The 25,853-nt window shown below is 40.3% G+C and carries 23 protein-coding genes; 21 read left to right on the forward strand and 2 right to left on the reverse strand.

The genetic code is table 11. The annotated features are described in order from the left end of the window. Nucleotides 1-668 precede the first annotated feature (668 nt). From AC3WLU_RS00380 to AC3WLU_RS00410, 7 genes are all read left to right on the forward strand, one after another. Nucleotides 669-2,549, forward strand: a complete 1,881-nt coding sequence (locus AC3WLU_RS00380; RefSeq protein WP_492596663.1) for a transporter substrate-binding domain-containing protein — start codon at nt 669-671, stop codon at nt 2,547-2,549. A gap of 24 nt (nt 2,550-2,573) precedes the next feature. Continuing rightward, nucleotides 2,574-3,950, forward strand: a complete 1,377-nt coding sequence (locus tag AC3WLU_RS00385; RefSeq protein WP_222619803.1) for a sigma-54-dependent transcriptional regulator — start codon at nt 2,574-2,576, stop codon at nt 3,948-3,950. Between the two features lie 162 nt (nt 3,951-4,112). After that, a complete protein-coding gene (locus AC3WLU_RS00390) occupies nt 4,113-5,120 on the forward strand; it encodes a TAXI family TRAP transporter solute-binding subunit (RefSeq protein ID WP_413002347.1) in 1,008 nt (335 codons plus the stop codon). Between the two features lie 19 nt (nt 5,121-5,139). Further along, complete coding sequence (locus tag AC3WLU_RS00395) at nt 5,140-6,240, forward strand: ABC transporter substrate-binding protein (protein WP_034306740.1); 1,101 nt, start codon at nt 5,140-5,142, stop codon at nt 6,238-6,240. A 19-nt stretch (nt 6,241-6,259) separates the two neighbouring features. After that, entirely contained in the window at nt 6,260-7,420 is a 1,161-nt protein-coding gene (locus tag AC3WLU_RS00400) for an ABC transporter ATP-binding protein (protein ID WP_340861992.1), read from the forward strand. Continuing rightward, the gene (locus AC3WLU_RS00405; RefSeq protein ID WP_063576219.1) at nt 7,384-8,328 is read left to right on the forward strand and encodes an ABC transporter permease; all 945 of its coding nucleotides are present in this window, start codon (nt 7,384-7,386) and stop codon (nt 8,326-8,328) included. Before AC3WLU_RS00400 ends, AC3WLU_RS00405 begins: the two co-directional genes overlap by 37 nt. Further along, nucleotides 8,328-9,134 carry an ABC transporter permease gene (locus AC3WLU_RS00410; RefSeq protein ID WP_095678476.1) on the forward strand — a complete coding sequence of 269 codons (807 nt, stop codon included), beginning with the start codon at nt 8,328-8,330 and terminating at the stop codon, nt 9,132-9,134. The genes AC3WLU_RS00405 and AC3WLU_RS00410 overlap by 1 nt, the downstream gene beginning before the upstream one ends. Before the next feature lie 64 nt (nt 9,135-9,198). Here the strand turns inward: AC3WLU_RS00410 and AC3WLU_RS00415 are convergent, their stop codons facing one another. Beyond that, nucleotides 9,199-9,840: a hypothetical protein gene (locus AC3WLU_RS00415; protein WP_440438506.1), complete on the reverse strand. Its 642-nt coding sequence runs from the start codon at nt 9,838-9,840 to the stop codon at nt 9,199-9,201. A gap of 110 nt (nt 9,841-9,950) precedes the next feature. Between AC3WLU_RS00415 and AC3WLU_RS00420 the strand changes: the two genes are divergently transcribed. After that, on the forward strand, nt 9,951-11,357 hold the full coding sequence (locus tag AC3WLU_RS00420) for an FAD-binding oxidoreductase (RefSeq protein WP_492596568.1): 1,407 nt from the start codon (nt 9,951-9,953) through the stop codon (nt 11,355-11,357). Then, entirely contained in the window at nt 11,354-12,685 is a 1,332-nt protein-coding gene (locus AC3WLU_RS00425; protein WP_492596569.1) for a (Fe-S)-binding protein, read from the forward strand. The genes AC3WLU_RS00420 and AC3WLU_RS00425 overlap by 4 nt, the downstream gene beginning before the upstream one ends. Nucleotides 12,686-12,900: 215 nt before the next feature. On the opposite strand, the gene AC3WLU_RS00430 is transcribed toward AC3WLU_RS00425, so the two are convergent. Further along, the gene (locus tag AC3WLU_RS00430) at nt 12,901-13,530 is read right to left on the reverse strand and encodes a homoserine/threonine efflux transporter (protein ID WP_098186777.1); all 630 of its coding nucleotides are present in this window, start codon (nt 13,528-13,530) and stop codon (nt 12,901-12,903) included. 139 nt (nt 13,531-13,669) lie between these two features. On the opposite strand from AC3WLU_RS00430, the gene AC3WLU_RS00435 reads away from it, so the two are divergent. The 12 genes from AC3WLU_RS00435 to AC3WLU_RS00490 all read left to right on the forward strand — a co-directional run bounded on the left by AC3WLU_RS00435 (nt 13,670) and on the right by AC3WLU_RS00490 (nt 25,853). Then, nucleotides 13,670-14,497 carry a TrmB family transcriptional regulator gene (locus AC3WLU_RS00435; protein ID WP_492596570.1) on the forward strand — a complete coding sequence of 276 codons (828 nt, stop codon included), beginning with the start codon at nt 13,670-13,672 and terminating at the stop codon, nt 14,495-14,497. A gap of 275 nt (nt 14,498-14,772) precedes the next feature. Further along, nucleotides 14,773-15,228 (forward strand): HEAT repeat domain-containing protein, encoded by a 456-nt coding sequence (locus tag AC3WLU_RS00440; RefSeq protein ID WP_098865835.1) that lies wholly within the window; start codon nt 14,773-14,775, stop codon nt 15,226-15,228. Nucleotides 15,229-15,401: 173 nt separating this feature from the next. Continuing rightward, nucleotides 15,402-16,220: a methyltransferase domain-containing protein gene (locus tag AC3WLU_RS00445; RefSeq protein ID WP_492596571.1), complete on the forward strand. Its 819-nt coding sequence runs from the start codon at nt 15,402-15,404 to the stop codon at nt 16,218-16,220. 791 nt (nt 16,221-17,011) lie between these two features. Beyond that, nucleotides 17,012-17,662, forward strand: coding sequence for a GntR family transcriptional regulator (locus AC3WLU_RS00450; protein ID WP_492596572.1), 651 nt, complete (start codon nt 17,012-17,014; stop codon nt 17,660-17,662). An 18-nt stretch (nt 17,663-17,680) separates the two neighbouring features. Further along, entirely contained in the window at nt 17,681-18,613 is a 933-nt protein-coding gene (locus tag AC3WLU_RS00455) for an ACP S-malonyltransferase (protein ID WP_492596573.1), read from the forward strand. 19 nt (nt 18,614-18,632) lie between these two features. Then, on the forward strand, nt 18,633-20,294 hold the full coding sequence (gene mdcA / locus AC3WLU_RS00460) for a malonate decarboxylase subunit alpha (protein ID WP_492596664.1): 1,662 nt from the start codon (nt 18,633-18,635) through the stop codon (nt 20,292-20,294). A gap of 15 nt (nt 20,295-20,309) precedes the next feature. Further along, nucleotides 20,310-21,167 carry a triphosphoribosyl-dephospho-CoA synthase gene (locus AC3WLU_RS00465; protein WP_492596574.1) on the forward strand — a complete coding sequence of 286 codons (858 nt, stop codon included), beginning with the start codon at nt 20,310-20,312 and terminating at the stop codon, nt 21,165-21,167. A gap of 13 nt (nt 21,168-21,180) precedes the next feature. Beyond that, the gene (locus AC3WLU_RS00470) at nt 21,181-21,489 is read left to right on the forward strand and encodes a malonate decarboxylase subunit delta (RefSeq protein WP_268565662.1); all 309 of its coding nucleotides are present in this window, start codon (nt 21,181-21,183) and stop codon (nt 21,487-21,489) included. Beyond that, nucleotides 21,470-23,152 carry a biotin-independent malonate decarboxylase subunit beta gene (gene mdcD / locus AC3WLU_RS00475; RefSeq protein ID WP_492596575.1) on the forward strand — a complete coding sequence of 561 codons (1,683 nt, stop codon included), beginning with the start codon at nt 21,470-21,472 and terminating at the stop codon, nt 23,150-23,152. The genes AC3WLU_RS00470 and mdcD overlap by 20 nt, the downstream gene beginning before the upstream one ends. Beyond that, a complete protein-coding gene (locus tag AC3WLU_RS00480) occupies nt 23,143-23,754 on the forward strand; it encodes a malonate decarboxylase holo-ACP synthase (RefSeq protein WP_413002362.1) in 612 nt (203 codons plus the stop codon). The genes mdcD and AC3WLU_RS00480 overlap by 10 nt, the downstream gene beginning before the upstream one ends. Before the next feature lie 420 nt (nt 23,755-24,174). Then, a complete protein-coding gene (locus AC3WLU_RS00485) occupies nt 24,175-24,378 on the forward strand; it encodes a DUF3311 domain-containing protein (RefSeq protein WP_214768263.1) in 204 nt (67 codons plus the stop codon). After that, entirely contained in the window at nt 24,375-25,853 is a 1,479-nt protein-coding gene (locus tag AC3WLU_RS00490) for a sodium:solute symporter family protein (protein WP_252298041.1), read from the forward strand. Before AC3WLU_RS00485 ends, AC3WLU_RS00490 begins: the two co-directional genes overlap by 4 nt.

Raw genomic sequence — 25,853 nt, forward strand, 5'->3', positions numbered from 1 at the left:
ATAACTGGCTTGACGAGACCCCACAGACGCTTACTTTGATGCGGCTTGGCAGACAGTCGGCGGAAAGGGAGCGGATTTTTGAAATCATGGGAAATTTTATTAAGAAAAAAACTGCAGGCAAACGCCTTTTCTTCGTATATGTCTAAAAACAAGACAAGAGTAACCTTCATGTTCCTTTACTGCAATCCTTATTGGATGGAAGAAATTTGCGACACTCCTGCCGAATAACTGGCTTGACGAGACCCCACAGACGCTTACTTTGATGCGGCTTGGCAGACAGTCGGCGGAAAGGGAGCGGATTTCTGAATCAAGGAAATTTTTTCAAGAAAAAAACTGCAGGCAAACGCGTTTTCTTCGTATATGTCTAAAAACAAGACAAGAGTAACCTTCATGTTTTTTACTTTCAGAAACACACTCTTTTGTAGGTTATTGTTATATTGTGTCAGATTATACTAAGAATTCTTTACATTTTAAAGGGTTCAAGTCTTAATTGGAGAAGTATATAATTATGATGTTTTTAGCAAAGGATTACTGACTGCAAGGATTTTGACGTAGAAGGAGGGCTCTTAATTAAAAGGCAGCTGCTTAAACTAAGTATATTTTGCTTTATAATTTTTGTTCAAACATTATGGTCTCCCGCTGTTTTTGCTGAAGAAAAAACATTTATAATTGCTGGAGAAAGTGCCCTTCCTCCATTTTCATTTGAAAATGAAGCTGGTGAACTGACAGGCATCAATATTGATTTAATGGAGGAAATAGCGAAATATAATGACGTAGATTTCAAATATATTCCGATGAGGATGGAAGAAGCCGAAAAAGCCTTAAGTAACGGAACAATTGATGCTATTGTCGGAAGTACCTATAATACCGAAAAAGATAACCAATTTGATTTCACGCAATCCTATTTTACAATGTCCCAATCCATAATCATTCCTAGTAAAAGGAAACAGGATATTCATACGTTAACGGATCTACGTGATTCACATGTTGTCCTTGACCATAACACACCAGTTATCAGTACATTTCTCAATATGAGGAATACAAACTTAACGACCGTTTCAAATCAATACTCCGGAATTTTAACATTATTGAACAACCGAGCTGATGTGTTCATCGGAAACAAATGGACTGCTGATTTCTATTTAAAAAAATTCCGCCAAGAAAAGAATTACATCATTCTTGATGAAGTCATTGAACCTGCGGATTATACGATTGCAGTGAAAAAGGGAAATCAATCGCTTCTTTTCATGATGGACAATGCACTCACAGAACTTAAGGCAAACCGTAATATCAATGGGATAATCGATAAATGGGTAATGCCGCAATCCAATCAGAAAATTGCCAGACTCGAACAATTCATATTTTGGTTGATCATAATCTTAACTGCCGTGGCCCTTATCCTTCTAATCATTTACATATGGAATCAAAAGCTAAAAAAATCCGTACATAACCAGACTTTGAAATTACATTTATTAAATAAGGATTTAGAGAAACAACGGCAAAACATCGCAAATGCTGAAGCGTTTAAAGATCAAATCTTAAACAATATCAATAATGGCATCATAACATTCGATCTCGATTTCATGATTACCAGCTGCAATGCAAAGGCATCGGACATTCTTAACATTTCCAAGGAAATGATTCTGAATCTTACGAATCATTCGCAATTGATGAAGAATTTCGAAGCTTTACACCAAGAACAAAATGAGAATAATTGTACGGGTTCTTTTCGAATCTTGGTATTAAATGAGGAAAATGAACAGAAGGTGATTTCTTATTCGATGCATAAGATGTTCAATACTGAAGATATACAAACCGGATACTTACTTTCCATGAATGATGAGACGGAAAAGAAAACATTGGAGAAAAAATTGGTCACACAAGAAAAGCTGCACGCTCTTGGTCAACTCGTTGCAGGTGTCGCACATGAAATAAGGAATCCTTTAACATCGATTAAAACATTCATTGATTTACTTCCGAGTAAATATGATAATCCTCAATTCCGACAAGTTCTAATGGAACACTTACCTACTGAAGTTAACCGCTTGAATGGGATTGTTACCGATTTAATTGAATATGCACGCCCGCGGCCGCCAAATATTACAAATTGCCACGCTCATGAGCTTATATCCTTACTTGCTTTTCATAAGGTGACAATGGATAAAAAACAAATAAATTTCGAGCAGATGATTGAGGAGGACTTTATTTTTTATATAGATTTACAACAAATTCAACAAGTACTTCTTAACTTGGTGTTGAATTCGATTGATGCCGTTGAAGAAACAAAGGAAAAGACCATTAAAATCACCATTGATAAAGTGAACGAAAAGACAGGGCGGATTGCCATATCGGATACGGGAAAAGGGATGAAGCAGGAAGAACTGAACCATATTTTTGAGCCTTTTTTCACAAATAAAGAAAAGGGCGTCGGTTTGGGACTTACGTTATCGTATAGGCTCATTAAAGAAAATAACGGAGATATCCATGTGAAAAGTTATCCTAATTCAGGAACGACATTCACCATTTTACTACCTATATATATTGAATAGAAGCCTGGAAAGAGGAGGATTCATATGAAAATGCAAGTATTGGTGATTGATGATGAACCTGCTATTTGCACCGCTCTTAGCTTTGCATTGGAAGATTCTTATGATGTCATGACAACTACAGACCCGGATGAGGGTCTACGGAAAATCGACAATCAGCACTTTGATATTGTGTTACTTGATTTGAGAATAGGAAATAAAAGTGGACTTGATGTCCTACAGAAAATCAAACAAATATCACCTAACGTAACAGTCATCATGATGACTGCCTATTCATCCATTGAAACTTCCATTGAGGCCATAAAAAAAGGAGCCTACTACTATATTGAAAAGCCAATTAATATTGAAGAACTTTCTTTGTTGTTGATGAGGGCAGCCGAATTCAAACAGATGTCCAATCAATTGGAGACATTACATGAAGAATTAGAGATTCAAAAGGGATTCGGTAACTTCCTTGGTAACAGCAAGGCGATGCAGCGTATTTTCTCAATGATCGAAAGAGTGAAAGATATTGATTCCAGTGTTCTCATCACGGGGGAAAGTGGTACTGGAAAGGAGCTTGTAGCCCGAAATATCCATACGTTGGGAAGAAGGAAAAACAATCCAATGCAGATCGTCAACTGTGCAGCAATTCCTGAGATGCTGCTGGAATCTGAATTGTTCGGTTATGAAAAGGGAGCATTTTCAGGTGCAACTCAGAGGAAGGAAGGGAAATTCGTTGCTGCTAATGGAGGCATCCTTTTTCTGGACGAGATCAGTGAAATGCCCCTTCCACTTCAAGCCAAATTATTAAGGGTATTGCAGGAACGGGAAGTGACGCCTCTGGGATCCAATACAAAAATCTCATTGGACGTCCGTATTATAAGTGCAGCCAATAAAAACCTGGAACAAATGGTGATGGAAGGGGAATTTAGGGAGGATTTGTTTTTCAGGCTAAATGTCATTCCCATCTCGATGCCGCCACTAAGAGATAGAAAAGAAGATTTACCGATCCTTATGGATTATTTTATAAAAAAACACGCGAAGGATATGAATCGTGAAGAAAAGATGTTCTCGGCAACCGCACGTAGGATTTTACTGGATTATCATTACCCTGGGAATGTCCGGGAGCTTGGAAACATTATAGAATATGCTGTTGCCCTATCAAACTCAAAAAAAATGGAAGAAACCGACTTGCCGCAATATGTTCAAGAACAGAAGTTCATTCTTCAGCCGGATGGCACGGACGACGATTTCAACAGTTTCAGGATTCCCATTGGCATTTCCATGAAAGAGATAGAAGAAAAGGTCATAACGGCCACACTTCAATATTGTAATAATCATCGGCAAAAAACAGCCCAAATCCTAAAAATTTCTGAAAGGAGCCTTCGTGATAAAATCAAGCTCATTTCAAAAGAAGAATAAAGGGTTCATCGTGTTAACCGGCAATTTTTTCTGGAAAACCGGAAAAAATTGCCGGTTTATCCTTGTATGACATTCTTGAAATAGGCAGAATTTGCGTTTTAAAGCAGAAAATCGACTTGGCATGGCATTTGCATCTAAATTCATTAAGAAAGGAGGATCACGATGAAAAATGGAGCACTCTTTATAAAAGTCGCTTTGTTATTTTGTTTCATGACAGGATGTTCTTTTATGAATGAGCAGCAGGAAATATCTAAACCTGCTACTACCTTGATCCAGAGGCAACTAACTTCAGACGGACAGGATTTAAATAACAGGATGATAATCATTGGAACCGGAGATATGACAGGTGTTTACTTTTCATTGGGACAAAGATTATCAAATATGTATGAAAAATACAACGGGGCTGTGTCAGGTACCCAGGTCACCGATGCTTCTATCGAAAATACTGAATTGGTTAGCCGTCATCGGGCAGAAATTGGTTTTACCTCAGTGGATGTACTGGATTTGCCTGAAACGGATAAATCCAAGTTAAGAGCTTTAACGGCCCTATATTCCAATTATGTTCAAATTGTTTCTACTAAACAAAATGATATTGATTCCTTGGACGATTTAGTTGGTAAACGCATTAGTGTAGGAACGGCTGGAAGCGGTACAAGGCTTATTGCAGAGCGGATACTGTTAGAATCCGATTTACCGACTGATCAATTGAATTTATCCTATCTTTCTTTTTCTCAATCTGCAGAAGCATTACGAAATGGTACCATTGATGCAGCTTTCTTTTCTTCGGGAATCCCTAATAATGAAATCGCTTTCATATCCAAGCAGACGGAACTAAGTTTCATTCCAATACCGGGAGACATCATTGAACGCCTTCAAAAACAATATGGAGTTTATACTCATAATGAAATTCCTAGAGATACATACAGGGGGATGAAAAAAAATGTCCAAACGATTTCAATTAAAAATGTCCTGGTAACCTACAAGGAAATGTCTGATCCTCATGCTTACAATCTTGTGAAAACATTATATGAACATCTGCCTGAACTGCAGCATACACATCCAGCTGCTTCTGATATTTCAATAACGGAAGCAACTAAACAAGTTCCCTTGGATTTTCATCCAGGGGCCGTGAATTATTTCACCGAACAAGGAATTATTGGAAATCAATGAAAAACGGGAGGTAATGATTATGAAAAAGCTGATGAGTCTTTTATCAATAATAGTATTGATCGCTCTTGCGGGATGTGGTAATCCTACTCCGCAAAAACCGGGGGAATCCGTACAAACGGGTGCTGGTGAAAAAGGAGAGAAAAAAATAACGATAGCCGGTAATGGCGGTGTCATCGAAAGTGCCATCCGAGATGTGATTGCCCCAAAATTCAAAGAAGAAACGGGAATCACGGTTAATTATATTTCCGGTTTATCAGGTGAAATCCTATCCAAAGTGGAATTACAGAAGAATGCTCCGCAAATAGATGTTGCCCTTTTTGTACCGGTTGATGTTATACGCGCTAAGGAGAAGGAACTGATTGTACCAATTGATGAGTCCAATGTTCCCAATATGAAATCGGTGGATTCACGGTTCATTCCGGTTGAAAATGCGGCCGCTCCAGCATTTGGTTTGGTAATTGCACCAGCTTATAATACGGAAACCTTTAAAAAGGAAGGCTTAAAATCAATTGAATCATGGAATGATCTTGTCTCTCCTGATTACGAGGGTAAAACGGCATTTTCAGATATTACGAATGATTGGGGTTTCAATACCCTTAATGGTCTGGCGATTTCAAACGGCGGCAGTACGGAAGACATGGAACCAGGTCTCGAAAAGGCAAAAGATCTTGCAGCGTATTCCAATACATTTTATAAAAACTCAACGCAAATGATGCCAGCGATCCAACAAGGAGCTGCTGACGTAACGGTCATGGGAAGTTATTCCATCGGTGAATTAGCCGTTTCAGGTATTCCGATTAAGATGGCCGTGCCTAAAGAAGGGGTGCCGCTTCAAGCTTTCAGCGCTGGTCTAGTGAAAAATACGCCAAATAGCAAAGAAGCCCTAGAATTCATCAACTATGTAATCAGTGAAGAAGCACAAGCATTAATTTCCGAAAAAGGATTTTATCCGACCGTGGAAGGCATGAAAATTCCAGAAAAATATGAAGAGTCAATCGGGCTTAAAGCAGGTGATAAAACATTCAAACCTGATTTCGCCAAGTTTGCCGAGATCCGTGCAGAGGTGTCAGACAGATGGGCGAAAGAGGTTACTCCTGAATTAGGGAAAAAACTCAAATAAAAAGGAGCGTGTTGATCACATGGAAGTATTAAAAAAAGATGTGGAAATTAATAGGCAACACCTGGAGGCAGTTCAGGGGGTTGGCTCAAATAAAAATGATGTAGAGATAAAAGGCGCGTTTAAACAATTTGGAGCGAATGTTGTCCTGAATGGCATTGATTTGGAGGTGAAACAAGGAGAGTTACTCACTCTTCTTGGTCCTTCCGGGTGCGGAAAGTCCACAACCTTAAACCTTATTGCCGGGTTCCTCGATCCGGATCGGGGCGAGGTCCATATTAAAGGCAATAATGTTACGAAGGTTCCGCCTTACAAGCGTGATTTAGGAATGGTTTTTCAAACCTATTCGCTTTTTCCCCATATGACAGTCTATGAAAATCTCAGTTTTGGCTTGAAACTGCGCAAAGTCGGGAAAGCTGAGCAAAAAAAGAAGATTAGTAAAGCGCTTGAATTAGTGAAAATGTCAGGATTGGAGAATCGTTATCCAAGGGAATTATCAGGAGGTCAGCGTCAGCGTGTGGCGATTTCAAGGGCACTTGTTGTTGAACCGGAGCTCCTTTTGCTTGACGAGCCGCTTTCAAACCTTGATGCAAAGCTGCGTCATGAACTAAGGGCCGAGATTAAGCGTTTACAAAAGGAAATTGGCGTAACGACCATTTTTGTGACTCATGATCAAGAAGAAGCTCTATCCATGTCTGATCGAGTCGTGGTCATGAATGCAGGGAAAATTGAACAAATCAGTACTCCGACTGAAATATACAATCATCCGAAGACAGAGTTCGTCTTTCAATTCATCGGGAAATCGAATTGTTTTGAAGGGAATGTGTCTGCTATCGATAAGCGGAAAGTTGCAGTCAAAATCGGTTCTGATATCACTCATGTAGACACAAATAACGTCATGGGAAATGAAAGTGATCTGAAAACCGGGGATGAGGTAAAACTTTATATTAGACCGGAAAAACTGCAAATTGTTTCACTCGATGAAAAATCTTCATCTCCATTGGATTTCCATCGTGCCAAGATCAGCCAAATGAACTATCTCGGTACCTCATGGGAAATCAATGTTCTGTTACAGGGGAAAAGTATTCAAGTATTGACTTCCGCTTTCGATTCATCATGGCAAAATGGAAGTGAGGTGTTGATTGGATGGAGCCCATCAGAAGTTATGCTAGTCAAGAAATAGAACAGCAAACGAGTCCTATCGAGCCGCAAAAGAAGCCTAAAAGCAAGAAAAGGAAAGTCTGGGTGCCGGGATTACTTCTTTTAACGCCGATTCTGCTTTTCATATTTGGTTTCTTTGTCATACCGATGTTATACATTTTATATTTAAGCTTCATATCCACAGATAATCTTGGAGGAGCGGAGGCAGTTTATAGCATAAAAAACTATACACAATTATTTTCCGATAGCTATTACTTATCTTCATTATGGCTGACAGTGAAGATCAGTTTATATTCGGTCTTGGTTGCTTTATTTCTTGGATATCCAGTAGCTTTGACAATGGCCAAAAGTTCAGCGCGGATCAGAGGGTATATCACTCTCTTGATCGTGTCACCGCTCTTGGTAAGTATAGTTGTCCGTAATTTTGGCTGGTACCTTTTGCTCTTGCCTAATGGAACGATTAATCAAACCTTGATGGCCCTTGGCATAATAGATGCACCATTGAAACTATTGTTTTCAGAGATAGGAGTTGTGATTGGGCTTTCCAATGCATATCTTCCTTTCATGATCTTATCCATCGTAGCAAGTCTTTATAATATCGATCCTTCTCTTGATAAGGCAGGAGCCATACTTGGGGCAAGCCCATTCAGAAGGTTCTTTTCCATTACATTGCCGCTAAGCATCCCAGGTATCGTATCTGGCTGCATTCTCGTATTCAGTTTGTCAATGAGTGCTTATGTGACGCCTGCACTAATGGGGGGAGCCAACGTGCCCGTGATGCCTGTTGTCATCTATGATCAAATTAATAACCTGCTGCATTGGACATTCGGATCTGCTCTTTCTTATATTCTATTAGCAACCACTGTCATATCGGTAACAGTCTTTACCAGAGCGTTTGAAAAAGGGAAATTCAAGGAGGTATTCCGATGATGAAAACGTTTGGCGGCCTGCGGGTCGCAGTTGCCGTTTTGGCCATTATCTATATCTTGATCCCGCTCATTGTCGTTATTCCCGCTTCTTTTACAAGTGCCAATTATCCAAGTTTTCCGGCTGAAGGCTTTTCACTGCAATGGTATGCCAAGATCTTGGAGCGCCCTGAATTTTTGGAAGCATTTTTGAACAGTGCGAAGTTCGCAGCATTAGCTGCCCTTTTCTCCGTCATATTCGGTACTTTGGGTGCCCTTGGCATCGCAAAGTATGATATTCCGGGAAAATCGTATATTACGGCCCTTTTAACTTCTCCATTAAGTGTGCCGCAATTAGTCTTAGGGATTGCACTCTTAATGTACTTTACACCAATGATGCTTGCCGGTACGTCTACAGGATTTTTAATTGCCCATATCGTGATTTGCATACCATATGTCATGCGGCTCGTATTAACCGGTTTAAGTGGATTCGATTATAATCTCGAAAGGGCTGCGGCCATACTTGGAGCCAATCCACTAACGGTATTCATGAAAGTGACACTGCCGCTAATTGGATCCGCGGCCATCTCAGGGGGATTATTCGCATTTTTGACATCATTTGATAATGTAACGGTCTCTCTTTTTATGGTATCACCTGAAATGAGAACGCTGCCGATCGAGATTTTCTCGCAAATGCAGGATGCCTACAATCCAATCGTAGCATCCGTGTCGAGCGTGGTTATTTTCATATCAGTCCTTCTGATTGTCATACTTGAAAAAATTCAAGGTGTAGGCAAAGTTTTTGGCGGTTCGCATCATACAAACGGTTAAAAAACGGTATATATGATGTGACATACGATCATGCTGGCAAAGTTATGATTTTTTCGAAGAAAACTCATGTGTACATTCCATTCAAATGGGCCAAACACCTTTTCGCAGCCAATAACGGCGCCGTTAGGACAGGGACAGAGGGATTAACCTGCTTTGCGATATGTTCCATACTATATTGTGAAAGCAAAATCACTTCTGTCTTTCCATCCAATTGTTCCACCATCTTTTTAACCCGATTGTCATGTTCCTTTCTTTTTCCTTGTGATAATAAATGGATGATTCCGGGATCGACCAATGACTCGATCATACAGTCCGGATTCTTATTTAATAGGTAATTTTGAAGAGCAATCGGCGTTTCTTTTACGGTGGAAACCAGGCCAATGCGAGTATAGCGAAGAGCTTCATCAAGCATGGCCTCATCTGAACGAAATAACTTTACAGAGTATAAAGGCTGTAAAATTGCAGTGATGTCATTAAAGGCAGAGCAAGTAAGTTGGATGCATGAAACATCAGAATCATAGGCGATATTCACTAATGCAGAAAAGCGGCGGATGATTTCAGGAGTTAACTTGCCGCTCTTTTCCATCAAGGAGAGAAGAGACGTGTCCATGAAATGAAGGAGTTCAATGTTCGGTGCAACGGTCTGAAAGGCAATTTCAATTGGTTTTAGTGCAGTTGTGGTTGCATGAATCAGTGCGATTTTCAAAAAAAACCTCCTTTTCTTTCATCATTATATCTAGCAGAATCTTAAAATGCCATTATATTACATACGGATAGACCTTTTCCAAATTTCTATTAAGAAAGGAAGTGGGAATCATGGAGAAAGAAGCCTTGGTCGATCTTCGACAGGTAATTCCAGGTGACAGAATGTTTCTTGATTTGGCAGAAAGGTATTGTTATAGCTATGACGCTTCTTTTGGGGAATATTTACCCGAAATCGTCATCCAGCCCAAAAACGCGGAGGAAATCAGTGAAGTGGTTAAATTGGCTAATACTCACAAAATACCTGTTTACCCTAGAGGATCAGGAACCTCGCTAAGCGGCGGCCCTTTACCTGTTAAAGGGGGGATGGTTCTTGATATGACCCTTTTGCGGGATAAATTGATCATTGATCGGGAAAATATGCTTGCCATAGTCTCTCCAGGGGTGATTACGGCAGTTATTCATAAAAAGGCTGAAGAAGCTGGCTTATTCTATCCGCCGGATCCAAGCAGTTCCAATGTAGCCACTATAGGCGGGAATCTATTAGAAAACTCCAGCGGGCCAAAGGGATTGAAATACGGAACGACAAAAGAATACGTGATAGGTCTGGAGGTGGTCACCCCGACAGGAGAAATCATTCGTACTGGCGGAAAGACCGTAAAAAATGTAACTGGGTATGATTTGACCCGATTGATCGTAGGATCGGAAGGTACTCTGGGCATCGTAACTGAGGCAATCATCCGCTTAATACCAAAACCTCAATCTAAACAAACATTTGTCGCCCACTTCAATCATTTGATAGACTCTGGACATGCAATTACCAGCATTTTATCATCAGGAATTCTACCCTCTGCCCTGGAATTAATGGATAATGCGTGCATCCGTGCTGTTGAAAGCTACCATCCTTCCGGGTTGCCTCTTCAGGCAGAAGCCATTCTGATCATAGAAATAGATGGACACCCATTGGCGATTGAGGAAGAAATCAATAAATGCGCCGATATATGCAGGGCAGAGGGTGCTTCCTACGTCAAGATAGCGGAGACAGAGGAAGAGCGCCAAACGATTTGGAGTGCGCGTAAATTGGTTTCCCCGGCCATTACACAAATGGGTCCTACAAAAATTTCTGAAGACGCGACCGTTCCACGCAGTCAAATACCGGCAATGATGGAGAGATTAAACAATATCCGGGAGAAATACGGGTTGAACTTGGTTGTATTCGGTCATGCAGGGGATGGGAATTTACATCCGAACATCATTACTGATAAACGAAATATTACGGAAATGAAAAAAGTGGAGCTTGCTGTCAGTGAAATTTTTGAAGCGGCAATCGAATTAGGCGGAACACTTTCAGGGGAACATGGAATCGGTACTTTAAAGTCACCATATATGGAAATGGAATTAGGAATTACTGGAGTGAATATGATGAAAAAAATTAAAGAAGCATGGGATCCCAATAATATCCTGAATCCAGGGAAGATTTTTCCTGATAAGGGACAGACAAGGGTCGTGTTGGTTCCATGAATCTACCCACCAAACCGAATGAGTCAAATGCTGCGGTCCAAAATTTATATTCAGACGCCTATGATTGGACAAACCAATGCGTAAAATGCGGATACTGTTTACCGGCATGCCCTACATATGAATCAATGGGTGTGGAATCCGCCTCTCCACGCGGTCGTATCAATCTAGTGAAAATGGCAGCCGAAGGAAAAATAGATTTCCAAAAAGATTTAGCTGAACCAATCGACTTATGCTTAGGCTGTCGTGCTTGTGAAACAGCATGTCCTGTTGGTGTGCCATACGGACATATACTGGAAGCGGCTAAAGAAGCCATTGAAAACTCCCCGTCAGCAAACCAAAAAAACAAAATGACAAAAATCAAAAAACTGGCATTGGTTCATCTTTTTCCATATCCAAAACGAATGAACAGGATTGGAAGTGCAGTGCAGCTCTATCAAAAAACCGGCTTATCCAAGCTTATCCGTTCATCAAATATATTGCAGAAGGTTTCCCCTGCCCTTGCACATTTAGAACAGGCACTTCCAGTCATCGAGACTTCTTCCAAACGTATCCGACCAGGTACGATTATGCCGGCAAAAGGGGAAACGAAATTAAAAGTGGCATTTTTTACTGGGTGTATCATGGATTCCATGATGTCACGAATTAACCGTCTTTCCATTGAGCTGCTTACCATAGCAGGTTGTGAGGTCATTCTCCCTGAAAATCAGAATTGCTGCGGTGCTCTGCATTCCCATCAAGGTGAAACAAAACAAGCGAAAGCATTGGCAAAGAGGAATATCCAATCCTTCATGCAAACGGATGCTGATGTAATCGTAAATAACGCAGGAGGTTGCGGCGCTTCGCTTCTTGAATATGGACATCTATTGGCAGAGGATCAAGAATGGGCTGCGGCGGCAAGGGCTTTCTCGGAAAAATCAAAAGATATCAGTCAAATTCTTCATCAATTGGGACCGCTACCCTTCACTGAAGGATGGCAAGGCATCGTTTCCTATCAAGATTCATGTCATTTACGCAATGTACAAAAGGTCCAAAAGGAACCTCGTTTATTATTGCAATCCATACCAGGAGTTTCCTATGTCGAAATGGAAGGGTTTGACCGTTGCTGTGCATCTGGAGGCATTTACAATCTTCTCCACTTTGATGAATCCATGAAAATTCTTGATGAGAAAATGAAGAATCTTAACGAAACGAAAGCAACTACCATTGTTACGGTTAACCCAGGATGCCAAATGCAAATGAGCATTGGCATCCAAAGGGAGGGAGCGGCAAACCAAATGAAAAGTTTGCACCTTGTTGAAGTACTTGCCAAGGCTTGCGGCTTGGATTGATAAAAAGGGATACTTCAAACTTCATAGGACATTACTTCGTCAGTATTTTCTGCACTTATGGGAAAATACTGACGTTTTTGTTTTAAATGATGAAGACGTAAAAATCTTTTCAGTCAATAATACAGTGCCATATGTATAATTAAAAAGATATCGGTGCCGGTTCGTAAATGAAAAAACCGTTCAATTGTCTGAACGGAATGTGTGAGTATATGAATTTAAATTCCTGTTTTTATCCCAAAACCGATTAAAATTAAGCCAGTTGATTTTTGGAATGCTTTCTGGAATTTGGAATTGTTCATCCATTTTTTTGCGTAATCAATTAGATAAACAAGAAATAGAAACCACAGTACAGCGAGCAAGGTTAAGATGAAGGCTAAAATAATCAATTGTTGGTTTACATTTCCGTTCAAATCGATAAATTGTGGCATGATTGTTATATAAACTAAAACGGTCTTTGGATTAAGAATATTATTAAGTAATGCTTGCATGAAGGAATCTTTATTGTGCCGGTTTGAATACTTAACAGGTGTATTTGCTTGTGCTTGAATTTCTTTTAAGGAAAAAACGCTTTTAGCAAAAAAACTTTTTATCCCTAAGTAAATTAAATATGCGGCTCCCAAATATTTGATTGTACTGAAAAGAATCACAGACTTTGCAATGACAACAGATAGTCCAAGAATGGCTATAAGCGTCCAAAAAGAAAGTCCCGTTGCCATTCCGAGAACGGTATAACGTCCCGCTTTCGGACCATGGCTAAGCGTATTTTTCACTAAGAGCATTGTATCTGCTCCCGGTATAATAACCATCATTGCCACGATTGAAATGTATGTAAGTAAGCTGTCCAAACTAATTCCCCCTCCTGTTTTCATAGTGGTTACTAAAGTAACTACTTAGTAAGTATATTAGATGAAAATGGAAAACGTCAACAGATTTTGCTAAAATATTAGTTACAAAGGTAGCGACTAAGGTTGTGTTGGAGGGCTTATGAAAGAAACCATTTTAGAAACATTAAAAAATCTGAATTTCACCGAATATGAAGCGAAAGCATATCTTGCCTTATTGGAAGAATCGCCATTAACAGGCTATGCAGTAGCAAAAAACTCCGGTGTACCACGTTCAAGAATATATGAAATTCTGGATAGTCTCGCCATACGCGGAGATATTCTGGTCAGTCCTGGAAACACACCACAGTATACTCCTGTTCCTGCAAAGGAGCTAATAAAAAACCGTCGGATGAGAGCGGAAGAGAATTTTGAACTGGCAGAAAAATCATTAGCGGAGTTCGAACGGTCTGCAAATGATCGTGAAAATATCTGGAATATCATGGGGCGCAATGAAATACTTGATAAAGTTAAAGCTTGTATATTATCTGCTAAAAAAAGAATACTCTTAGAGATTTGGGAAGACGAATTCGAAGAATTAGAACCTGAACTAAGACAGGCCGCAAATGGTGGGGTCAATGTAACAATTATTGCCTATGGGGAAATCGTCTGTGATTTTGCAAATGTTTACCTCCATTATATGGGTTATGAAATTACAGAAGAGTATGGTGGACGATGGCTTGTTATCAGTGGCGATGATTCTGAAGTAGTCGCAGGTATAGTCTCTCTTGGTAAAGATAGCCGTGCAGCATGGACCATGCATGTAGGTTTAGTGATGCCCATTACAGAAGTCATGATTCATGATTTGTATCTCATGGAAATCATGGAGAAACATAGGGAACTTTTAGAAGAAAGTTTTGGTGTAAACCTCGTCAATTTACGTAAAAAATTTTCTATTCATCCAGATAATAAAAAACATTACGTGGACTAGATTTGTACATGTTCAATAATAAAAGCATCCTTCAAAGTGGCATGAATCCAGGCAGGATTTATGCCTTTTAAAGTTGAAGTTGATAGGCGCAGGTTAATTGAAGACAAACAAAGCATCTCGTCCTGGAACCCGGGTGTTTGACGATACGGCAGATAAATTTAACTATATTAAAATATGGAAAAGGGTATAATGAAGAAGGAATAAGCCATTTTGGTAATGGGATTATCATATCGGATTACATGTTTGATATCCGGATCACTAAGACAGAAGGAGAAATGATTCATTTGAATAACAAGGAAACAACGGGTATCGAGTTACCTGCCAACTATGAGGAATTAAAAAAATCTGCCAATCGCAAATCTAATTGGAGAGAACGTTTAGATGCAATCGAAGAATTGGGTCAAGCAAAAAATAAACAAGTAATCGACATTCTCACACATATCATGAATAATGATTCTGTATATAAAGTTCAAGAGGCAGCCTACCGTCAATTGAAAAGTTTAGGCGAAGATGTGCAATTGCCAGCAAGGAAAAAGGGCGAGTTGATTAAAGGTTTGACCAAAATCTTAGTGAGGATCAAGAAGAGTTTACCTGAAAATCACACATATCACGAATTCAAAGACAAACTCCAGAAGATGAGAATGGATATATATGATACATATGAGGGTGAAAAAGGAGCAGACTTTGATAAATGGCTTGAAAATACGTGGTCAGCTTTATCGAAAAGATAAAAGTTTTTAGAAAAATAAGCAATATGGATACAGGAGCAAAGTTTTTGCTCCTTTTTCTTATGTGTAAAACAAAGTTTTAGCTATGGTATGCTAATATATTTAATAGAGGAAGTATTTGGCTGTTTGCTTTAATTTGAAAACCGATAACTACATACGAATTCAGGGGAGAAAAGATGACAGATTATATTGAACTTTGGAAACAGGCAATGACAGATCATACAGGGAAGATACCTAACAGGCTAAAAGATGATGCTGCAGAAGAAGCTTTTTGGGCTTCCAAGGTTGCAGTGAAAAAACAACATAAAGCGGACCCTTATGCAAAAATTGTGCAGCAAGAGTTATTGGCATTATTAAAACAGGATGACCATGTTTTGGAAATCGGCCCTGGATGGGGCAATTATACATTTGATATTGCAAAAGAAGTCAGGAAGCTAACTTGTATAGATAGTTCCAAAAGCATTATCGATTTTTTGGAAGTCCAGGCAAACGAAAAAGGTTTCGAAAACATGGAGTTAATTCATGATAAGTGGGAAAGTGATAACAAAAAAGTCAAATATGATGTAGTATTTGGTTTTAATTGTTATTACCGAATGAGTGAAATCGGTCATACCTTATTAAAAATGAATGATTCTGCAGCTCGTTTAGCGATAGTAGGTATGACAACCGGACCAGAAAAACCTCATTATATGGAATTGAAGCAACGAGGATATACGATCAATTTAAGAAGACGGGATTACATACACATCTTGAATGTTTTGTATCAACTTGGAATACTGGCGGACTGTAAGATCGTTAAATTGAAAAGTAAAAAAATCTATTCCACCTATGAAGAAGCAATCCGAGATAATACAACAAAAATTCTTGATGAACATTTTTCCTATGATGAAGTAAAAACGATCCTAAATAAATATGTGGTGGAAAAAGAAGGAGTTTTCGAATACGAATATCCGTTTCATGCAGCTTTGATGTATTGGAATCCAAGGTTAAATTAACAATTTTAATACCTTTTTCTCTGGCCCTTCAGGAAAAAGGTATTTTTTCGGTTGGATATTCGCAAAATAATAGTAACAAGGCTACAAATATGTTGAAAAAACGGAGTGTGAATGATAAATGAAAGAAATATCCGAAAAGAGATTTTGTGAAACTTGTAAAAAAGAGACAGTTCATACAGTAACTGAAGATGCATTGGAAATAGAATATTCATGTAATGAGTGCGGTAAGCACCAAGATATTTTCAAGACATTTTTTTAGAAAATATTTAAACCAATTTTAATTTCGCAATCGGAATTTTGTTGCAAGGTAAGTAGTTCGACCATGGTCATCTTTCTTGGTATTTGGAAATGACCTCCCCCTAAGGGAATCACTCGCATTTTCGATATTTTTTGCATCCCCCTTATTTAGAGCGGAACGAAATCAGCTGAATAGTTAAAAGCCAGTCAAAACAAGTGGACCCCCATCTAATGCAATAGTGTCATTCCCGTTTTCCACCAAGTATCTACCGATAACGAACTGTTTTAAAAAAGCTCCTTCATCCGCACCCGCCTTGTTCCACCATAAAGTCGACAATCAACATAAAATTGTCAGTACTGCAGCTAAGACTTCGTCATTCCCACAATAGTTAATCAAACGAATAATTAAAATCGAGTGGGTTTCACGAAATATTATCCTGGCATATAAAAAAACACAAACTTTATTTTAAATTTTCAGAAAATATTGAATTCTATTTAATTTGTTTGTATAATTGAGCCGACAGTCGACAGTATTCTGAAAAAAGGGGTGCTTCATGGGTTCACTTATGAATAACGCATTATCTAAGTCAATAGCGGAACAAATCACAGAACAAATCATAACCGGTGTACTTAAGCCAGGAGAAAAATTGGTGGAACTTATTTATGCAGAAGAATACGGAACGAGCAGAGCACCGGTTCGCGAGGCAATTTATTTGCTTGCAAAAGAAGGATTAGTAGAAAGAATTCCGCGTAAGGGCGCCATTGTAAAAGAATATACGGAAAATGAAATATACGATTTGCTTGAAATTCGGAATATGTTGGAGAACATGGCGATCGAACGAATTAAAAAGCATGGAATAGACCAATTACTTCTTAGAGAAATGAAACAGCATCTTTCAGAAATGGAGAAAATAGAAGATATACACTCCTATACCCAATTGAATCATTCCTTTCATACATGTCTTATCAAGATGAGCAAAAGTGAAACCATCAAAAACATGTACTCCCAACTAGGCTGGCCTTTGCTGAGAATTCAAAGCCTATCTTTTTCAAACGGGAACAACATTGAAAAATCCATTTCTGAGCATGAAGTTATTTTCCAATTGTTGGTCGACCGAAACATGCATGAATTAACAGCAGTTTTACAAAAACACAATCTTGATGTGATTACCAGCATTCAAAAATGCTTAAATAATCGTTCATGACATGAACGGAGGTGAACAGTGTTGAAGGTTGCTTTTTTGTTTCCCGGTCAGGGTTCCCAGAAGCCAGGACTATTAAATGAACTGCCGGGCGGCAACGCAGTCAAAGAAGTGCTGGAAGCAGCAAGTGAAACACTGAATGAAAACGTATATAACCATCACTCAAAAGAATCACTATGCTCGACCAAGTCAGTACAGATTTCCCTTTTGACTGCTGGTATCGCAGGATTTAAAGCACTTGAAGCGGAAGGAATCATGCCAAATTTTGTCGCCGGACATTCAGTGGGCGGATTTAGTGCTGCAGTGGCTGCAGGCGTCATTGATTTTAAGGATGCCATAAATACCGTCAAGCTTCGGGCTGAACTAATGGAACGGGCATATCCTCAAGGATATGGCATGGGGGTTGTCATAGGCATGGCAGCAGATACACTACAATCACTTTTAAGCCAATATTTTGATGAAAAATTCCCAGTGTTTATGTCGAACAAAAATACACCAGATCAAATAACGCTATCGGGAGCTTTGTCCGGTATAAACAGGATATTAAATGTAGCCAAAGAGAACGGGGCCCGCAGTGCTTCTTTGCTGAATGTCAGCACGCCATCCCACTGTCCACTTCTCTCATCTGTTTCACAAGAGCTCGGTGAAGCGCTTGACGATATTCTATTTCATCGTCCTTTGATTCCGTATGTAAGCAATCGGGGGGCACGGCTCCTGTTTAATCCGGGAGATATTCGACTGGATTTAGCTGAAAGCATCTCATCCCCTGTCCAGTGGCATGATGCTTCTACCGTTTTATACGAAAACGGAACGAGATTATTCATTGAAATGCCGCCGGGAAATGTATTGTCGCGTTTAGCAGCAAAAGGATTTCCGGATGCCAGAGTCATGTCAATATCAGAAAATGGCTATGATGATTGTCTGTATATAGCAAAGCGAGAAAAAATCAAATAAATAAAGGAGGACTGCCATGATGAAATCCGCGGGACAGGTAGTAAATCAAAATAGATCATGGACGAAACGCCTTGAAGAAAAGATAAAGCGTATGGACAGTGTAAAGGATCTCGTAAACGAGATGTTTATCCCTACTGATCGAATTGTGGACGTGATGGAAAAGGTTATTAGGCCTTATGATCGTGTAGTTCTTGAGGGAAATAATCAAAAGCAGGCCTCTTTTCTTTCAAAAGCGCTGGCACAGACCAATCCAAAAAAATTGTTTGATTTGCATATGATAATGTCCAGTATTTCAAGACCGGAGCACTTGGATCTATTTGAATACGGCATTGCAAAAAAAATCGATTTTGCTTATGCTGGTCCGCAAAGTCTTCGTATGGCTCAAATGCTTGAAGATGGCAAACTATCCATGGGAGAAATACACACATACATCGAACTTTATGGACGCCTTTTCATAGACCTGATTCCTTCAGTCGCACTGGTTGCTGCAGACAAGGCAGACCGACATGGGAATCTTTACACTGGACCAAATACAGAAGAGACACCTACCATCATTGAAGCAGCCGCATTTCGCGATGGAATTGTCATCGTTCAGGTAAATGAATTGATTGATGAACTGCCACGTGTCGACATTCCCGCTTCTTGGATCGATTATATCGTTGTGGCAGATGAACCATATGAACTTGAACCCTTATTTACACGTGATCCCCGGCATATTACGGATATTCAAATTTTACAGGCGATGATGGTGATTCGTGGTATTTATGAGAAACACGAAGTCCTATCGTTGAATCATGGTATCGGGTATAACACGGCAGCGATTGAACTGCTGCTTCCCACTTATGGAGAATCACTTGGATTAAGAGGGAAGATATGCAAACACTGGGCATTGAATCCGCACCCGACACTCATTCCCGCGATTGAAAGTGGCTGGATTGACAGCGTTCATTGTTTTGGCGGTGAAGTCGGTATGGAGAAGTATGTGGCGTCCCGCCGTGATATTTTTTTTACCGGACGCGATGGCACTTTGCGTTCGAACCGAACATTATCGCAGATGGCAGGGCAATATGCGGTCGATTTATTTATTGGGTCGACCCTACAAATGGACAAAGATGGAAATTCTTCTACTGTAACCCGGGGAAGACTGGCCGGGTACGGCGGTGCGCCAAATATGGGTCATGACCCAGGGGGACGGCGACACTCAACTCCAGCGTGGTTAAATATGATGACGGCCAATGATCCGCTAGCTCGTGGAAAGAAATTGGTTGTCCAAGTTGTGGAGACCTTCCAAGCCGGTAATAAACCTATATTCGTAGAATCATTGGATGCTATAAAAGTCAAAGAAGATACAGGTCTCGCTATAGCGCCCGTCATGATTTATGGGGATGATGTTACACACGTCGTTACCGAAGAAGGCATCGCTTATTTATACAAAGCGGACAGCATGGAAAAACGCAGAGAAGCGATTGCAGCAGTCGCAGGGGTAACGCCTGTTGGTCTAACACATGATCCGAAGAAAACTGATAGCCTGCGGCGTGAAGGATTGATCGCACTTCCAGAAGATTTGAACATACGCCGGTCTGATGCAAAACGGTCTTTGCTGGCGGCTAAAAGTATAGAGGAAATCGTTCAGTGGTCGGATGGGCTATACGAACCGCCGGCAAAGTTTATTAGCTGGTAACCGGGAGGCGCAAAAATGAGTCATGCAAAAGAGACATTCAGCCGCAACGCAGCTGATTCAGCAGTTCATTCTTTAATAGAAGAAGTCGAACTGACACCGAAACCGGGCCTTGTTGATAGGGTCAATAACGGCGCACACCAAGATTTGTCTATCGAACTCATGCGAAAATCCGCACGATCATTAAAGGAAACATTTGAACAAATTGCATTGATTAGCTACGGCAACAGTCCCTCACTTTCTTTAAGAGAAGAAATTGCGGCAATAGGCCGTAATGGAGAAAATAGAATGTTCGAAACTACCTGTGGCGTGAACACGCATAAGGGCGCCATTTGGGCGATTGGTCTGCTGGTTGCAGCTGCAGCCATGGGAAAAGGTTGTTATGCAATAAAAGAAATTGTTTCACTGGCCGGTGAGACGGCCCGTTATCCAGATCGACATTGTCCTATTACCGCTACAAACGGCATGCTTGTTTCTGCAAAATACGGTGTAAATGGAGCAAGAGCAGAAGCGGAGCAGGGGTTTCCTCATATTGTGCATGTTTCCATGCCAATGCTAAAGCAAGCGAGAGCATGCGGATTTGCGGAAAATGAAGCTCAACTATATTCACTGTTAGCCTTGATTGCTTCTTTGGATGATACATGCATTTTACATCGAGGCGGTCCTGAGGCACTTATATTTGCTAAAAGGCAAGCAGCTTCGATGTTAACGAGTGGAAGTCTTGAAATGCTTAAAGCACTTGATGAAGAGTTTACGAGACTTAATATATCTCCAGGGGGAAGTGCGGACATGCTCGCTGCTACGCTTTTTTTGGATAAAATCCAAAGACATATTATCGGTGATGTAGTTCAAAAAGAAGTCGGGTCTATACATTAAGGGGGTGCTTCATTTGGAAAGTTTCAAATACACATTTCCTGCAACAAGGAAAATTGTCAATCAGGCGCACGTTGGCGTTGTTGGATCGGGTGATTTGGAAGTGATGATAGAGCCGTGCGAAGAATCACAGACCGAGGTGACCATCCGGACGGGAATCACGGGTTTTAAAGACACATGGGAGGCGATAATTCAACGATTTTTCACACAGAATGATGTCGCTGCAAAAGTTACAATTAATGACTTTGGCGCAACACCTGGTGTTGTGACGATCCGCCTTGCACAAGCGCTGGAGGTGAGCTTTCTTGATTCAAACAAAAAGTAGTTTTGTAGAATGCAGTGGACGGGAAAGAGCGATGAATCTACTGGATGATGGAACATACAAAGAGCTTCTTGGTCCTTTTGATGGGCTGGAATCGCCTCACTTGGAACCTCAAGGAATCGTTCCGCAAAGTGATGATGGCGTCATTGTGGTTAAAGGTACAATTAATGGGGAACGGGCAGTCGTGATTTCCATAGAGGGGAATTTTCAAGGCGGAGGTATCGGCGAAGTATCTGGTGCAAAAATCGCTGGTTCACTCGAAATGGCCTTAATAGATTGTGAAGCCGGAATAAAGACGATACCAATCATACTGTTTGATACAGGGGGAGTGAGGCTGCAGGAAGCCAATTATGGATTACTTTCCATTGCCGAAATTGGTTCAGCCATTGTGGCGCTTCGCCGCCATGTTCCAGTCATTGCTGTTATTCCAGGGAAAATCGGTGCATTTGGCGGTATGTCTATAACAGCCGGCCTTTGCAGTGCCATCATTATGACCAGAGAAGGCCGCCTGGGATTAAACGGACCTGAAGTAATTGAGCAGGAAGCCGGTATTCGCGAGTTTGATTCAAAAGACCGGCCACTAATTTGGGGTACACTTGGCGGAGAACAGCGGAGGTCGGCCGGTTTTGCGGATATATTAATTGAAGATGATACGGAGGCTGTAAAAACAGCCGTCTTTTCAATATTAAACGGTCACGTATCCTTTGAACCAAGATCAGAACAAATTAAGAGGTATAAGTCGTTTATAAATGCAGCGGAGCCGTCACAGCGGATAACGCCACAACATGTACGAAAGCTCTGGAATCAGTCTCGATATGATATTATGGAAAATCAAAATGTTTCAAACGGTGAAAAATATAATGGACGGGGACAGACCTGGTTTGATTTATTGAGTAATGGGGTTCCTGAAATAGGCGATGTTCCCTCCGTTCGAGTTGCTGATGCTTACTTAGGCAAGACGAAGGTGCGTTATATTGCTGTAGTATCCGATGCAAAGAGTCGCTTTCCAAGGGCAAGAAATGGGGAAGTAGGTTTACAGGAGGGTTGGTCAATTGCCAAGCATGTTAGGGAAGCGATTGAAGAAGATCGTAATGGTGAAAAACGAGCAATCGTGGCCATCGTCGATGTTCCGAGTCAGGCCTACGGATATCACGAAGAATTGTTAGGCGTTCATCAGGCATGTGCAGCTGCCGTTGATGCATATGTCACCGCACGTTTGGAAGGTCATCCCGTTATTTCGTTCATACCGGGCAATGCCATTTCAGGTGCCTTTTTATCACATGGTATGCAAGCCCACCGGTTAATTGCACTTCGTGATCCCGGTGTGAATGTACATGTTATGTCAAAACAATCTGCTGCCCGAATTACACAAAGAAGTATAGAAGAATTAAAAGTCGCGGCGAAAAAAGTTCCAGCGATGGCATACGATATTGTATCATTCCAACATCTTGGCGCATTGCATTCGTTAGTAGATGGAGTAAACGCGGACATGCCGGAACAAAAGGACCGCGATGTTATTCATGAAGAAATAAAGGAAGCGATTTCTGACATGAAAATGGCTGGTTCAGTAGATTTAAAAGTGCGATTAACCTCTCCTTTTGCTGTATCAGGTGGACGTGCGGCATCCATTTTAGTGAGGGAGAAGCTGAATGAACAATGGAACTAAGCCCACATGACTTGTTGAGGATTAAAGGCACAGAAGAATTAATCAGCCATACCCCTATCCCGAATTGGGTAGAAGGATCTCTGGCAATTTCGCCATTTGTGGTAATCCGCCGTTCCCGTGCTGCAAAAGGACAGGTGGCGGTAGGTGTGCGAGGGACGGAAAGAAATAAAAGATTCGCAGCATTTTTACCAATTGATTCGATTCTGAGCAGGGTTTCTCCCGAACAGCTTGCACAGGAAAAAGGATGGCAGAACCATTCAAAAAAGATTTTTCATTGTTTAGATCGGATCAGTGATTTACTGGATGTGGCTTCGCTAACGTGGGGGCCAACTGGAAGTGTTGGATTCGAACTCGTCACTGGACAAGAAGCAGTCACAGAAAAAAGTGATATTGATATTGTCATTCGAATTTCCGAAGAATTCACCATTACTTTCGCACAGAAAATTGAAAATGGACTGAAGAAACTTCCTTTTCGGATTGATGTCCAACTGGAAACGAAAGAAGGTGCTTTTTCATTAAGTGAATATGTAAATTCAGAAGGAAAGGAGGTATTATTTCGGACGATGGATGGTCCCTTTTTAAAAGAAGTCACTCTTCGATAATAGAGGACGCCTTGATCTGAAAGTGGTAATGTTTTTCTTCATCTCATTTTGGGTTTATCCATCTATTCAAAATAGGTAAAACCGTGTATTGGCAAGGAGAGATTGAGAAACTTTTTTCTAAGTAAAAAACCTTTTTCCTCACCCTTAATTTTCAGAATAAACGCATTATTAAAAGGGTTTTATAAAAAACAACGTCTTATGAAATATAAGATCATTACATGATGAATTGATTTTACCCGATTAGTTTTTTATGAGTAAAAGCATTGAAAGGAGGTGATTCATAAAGCCGTGTGTTTTTTTGAAATAAACATAATAGGGGGTTTTGGTTTTACTAGATTTCAACATGATGAAGTGCAAGCAATTCGAACAACATTATATGGTTGTCATTTAAAACGATTAAATTAGAAGGAGTGTTGGACAATGAAGCTTGGCCATTTTTTAAGTATGATTCCTTTTCTCGGAATGCTTTTTTCTCTTCCATTAGTTAATCGTGTAGAACCGTTTGTACTCGGATTGCCGTTTTTCATGTTTTGGATCGTTTTATGGGTCGTTTTAACGACATTAATTATGGCCATCGTTTTTAAACTTGACCCCGCCAATCAAGAAGGTGGTGATACGGAATGAATGCCTCACTCTTTGTGCTTTTCGGTTTTCTGCTGTTCATTATTTATACCGGAATAACTGCAAGAAAAGGTAAAGATATGAACCTTGAGCAATGGGCTGTTGGTGGAAGAGGGTTTGGAACGATTCTTGTTTTCCTTCTAATGGCAGGAGAATCGTATACAACATTTACTTTTCTAGGTGCAAGCTCTTGGGCTTACGGAAAGGGTGGACCTGCTTTTTATATAATCGCATATTTAAGTCTCATTTATTGTATTTTTTATTGGCTGTATCCAAACGTTTGGAAATATGCAAAAGCTCACAGGCTGGTGTCTCAATCCGATTTCTTTGCTAGTAAGTATAAAAGTCCATATTTAGGGGTTATCACTGCTCTTATTGGTGTCATTTCGATGATTCCTTACATCGTGCTTCAGTTAAAAGGTCTGGGCATCATTGTCTCTGAAGCGTCTTATGGTTTCATATCCCCTACTATCGCAACTTGGATTGGTGTAATTTCGGTTACGGTTTACGTAATGATTTCTGGAATACATGGATCCGCTAAGACGGCTATAATCAAAGATATTCTAATATTTGGAGTGGTTGTATTTATCGGAATATATATTCCCTACCATTATTATGGTGGAATAGAGTCCATGTTCAGAGAGATTCAAGCTTCCAATCCAGACTTTCTCAAGCTGCCTGATTTTGGCCTCGGAATATCATGGTTTATTTCCACTGTCGTGATGACAAGCATTGGCGGATTAATGTGGCCCCACTTATTTGTTGCAACTTATTCGGCAACTGGGCCAAAAGCTATTCGAAAAAATGCCGTAATAACTCCGCTGTATACACTTATGTTATTGTTTATCTTTTTTGTCGGCTTTGCAGCGATTAAGCAAGTCCCTGGATTACAGGGTGCGGAAACTGACCTCGCATTACTGCGTATTTCAATACAAACGTTTGATCCTTGGTTTGTTGGGGTGATTGGTGCAGCTGGCTTATTGACTGCTTTAGTTCCAGGCTCAATGCTCTTGATGACAGCATCCGTAACACTATCCAAGAACGTATATAAAGTCATTATTCCATCAGCTTCAGAAAAACAAATTTCAATGCTTTCTAAAATGTTGGTCCCTGTCATTTCCCTAATTTGCGTTTACTTTACATTTAACGGTGGCAATTCCATCGTAACCCTTCTCCTTATGGCATATAGCTTTATAACGCAATTGTTCCCAGCAATACTGTTTAGCTTGGCTAAAAACAATGTAGTTACGAAACAAGGTGCTGCAGCTGGAATGATAGCTGGAGTCATCACAGTGGCGTACATAACGATCACAAATGCTACCATTGGTACTATGCTGCCGGCACTACCACAAGTATTGAAGGATTTGAATTCGGGTATTATTGCGTTGGGCGTAAACATAATCATCATGCTGATTGTAAGTGCTTTCACCAAACAACTTCCAGTATCTTCAGAAGTGAAAAATTCCCACTTAATTTAA

It is taken from the genome of Peribacillus sp. FW305-BF15, assembly GCF_058783805.1.

Coding starts and splice junctions, on each gene's coding strand:
- AC3WLU_RS00385 (WP_222619803.1), top strand. CDS start 2,574: ATGAAAATGCAAGTATTGGTGATTGATGATGAACCTGCTATTTGCACC.
- AC3WLU_RS00390 (WP_413002347.1), top strand. CDS start 4,113: ATGAAAAATGGAGCACTCTTTATAAAAGTCGCTTTGTTATTTTGTTTC.
- AC3WLU_RS00395 (WP_034306740.1), top strand. CDS start 5,140: ATGAAAAAGCTGATGAGTCTTTTATCAATAATAGTATTGATCGCTCTT.
- AC3WLU_RS00400 (WP_340861992.1), top strand. CDS start 6,260: ATGGAAGTATTAAAAAAAGATGTGGAAATTAATAGGCAACACCTGGAG.
- AC3WLU_RS00405 (WP_063576219.1), top strand. CDS start 7,384: ATGGAGCCCATCAGAAGTTATGCTAGTCAAGAAATAGAACAGCAAACG.
- AC3WLU_RS00410 (WP_095678476.1), top strand. CDS start 8,328: ATGAAAACGTTTGGCGGCCTGCGGGTCGCAGTTGCCGTTTTGGCCATT.
- AC3WLU_RS00420 (WP_492596568.1), top strand. CDS start 9,951: ATGGAGAAAGAAGCCTTGGTCGATCTTCGACAGGTAATTCCAGGTGAC.
- AC3WLU_RS00425 (WP_492596569.1), top strand. CDS start 11,354: ATGAATCTACCCACCAAACCGAATGAGTCAAATGCTGCGGTCCAAAAT.
- AC3WLU_RS00435 (WP_492596570.1), top strand. CDS start 13,670: ATGAAAGAAACCATTTTAGAAACATTAAAAAATCTGAATTTCACCGAA.
- AC3WLU_RS00440 (WP_098865835.1), top strand. CDS start 14,773: ATGATTCATTTGAATAACAAGGAAACAACGGGTATCGAGTTACCTGCC.
- AC3WLU_RS00445 (WP_492596571.1), top strand. CDS start 15,402: ATGACAGATTATATTGAACTTTGGAAACAGGCAATGACAGATCATACA.
- AC3WLU_RS00450 (WP_492596572.1), top strand. CDS start 17,012: ATGGGTTCACTTATGAATAACGCATTATCTAAGTCAATAGCGGAACAA.
- mdcA (WP_492596664.1), top strand. CDS start 18,633: ATGAAATCCGCGGGACAGGTAGTAAATCAAAATAGATCATGGACGAAA.
- AC3WLU_RS00465 (WP_492596574.1), top strand. CDS start 20,310: ATGAGTCATGCAAAAGAGACATTCAGCCGCAACGCAGCTGATTCAGCA.
- AC3WLU_RS00480 (WP_413002362.1), top strand. CDS start 23,143: ATGGAACTAAGCCCACATGACTTGTTGAGGATTAAAGGCACAGAAGAA.
- AC3WLU_RS00485 (WP_214768263.1), top strand. CDS start 24,175: ATGAAGCTTGGCCATTTTTTAAGTATGATTCCTTTTCTCGGAATGCTT.
- AC3WLU_RS00490 (WP_252298041.1), top strand. CDS start 24,375: ATGAATGCCTCACTCTTTGTGCTTTTCGGTTTTCTGCTGTTCATTATT.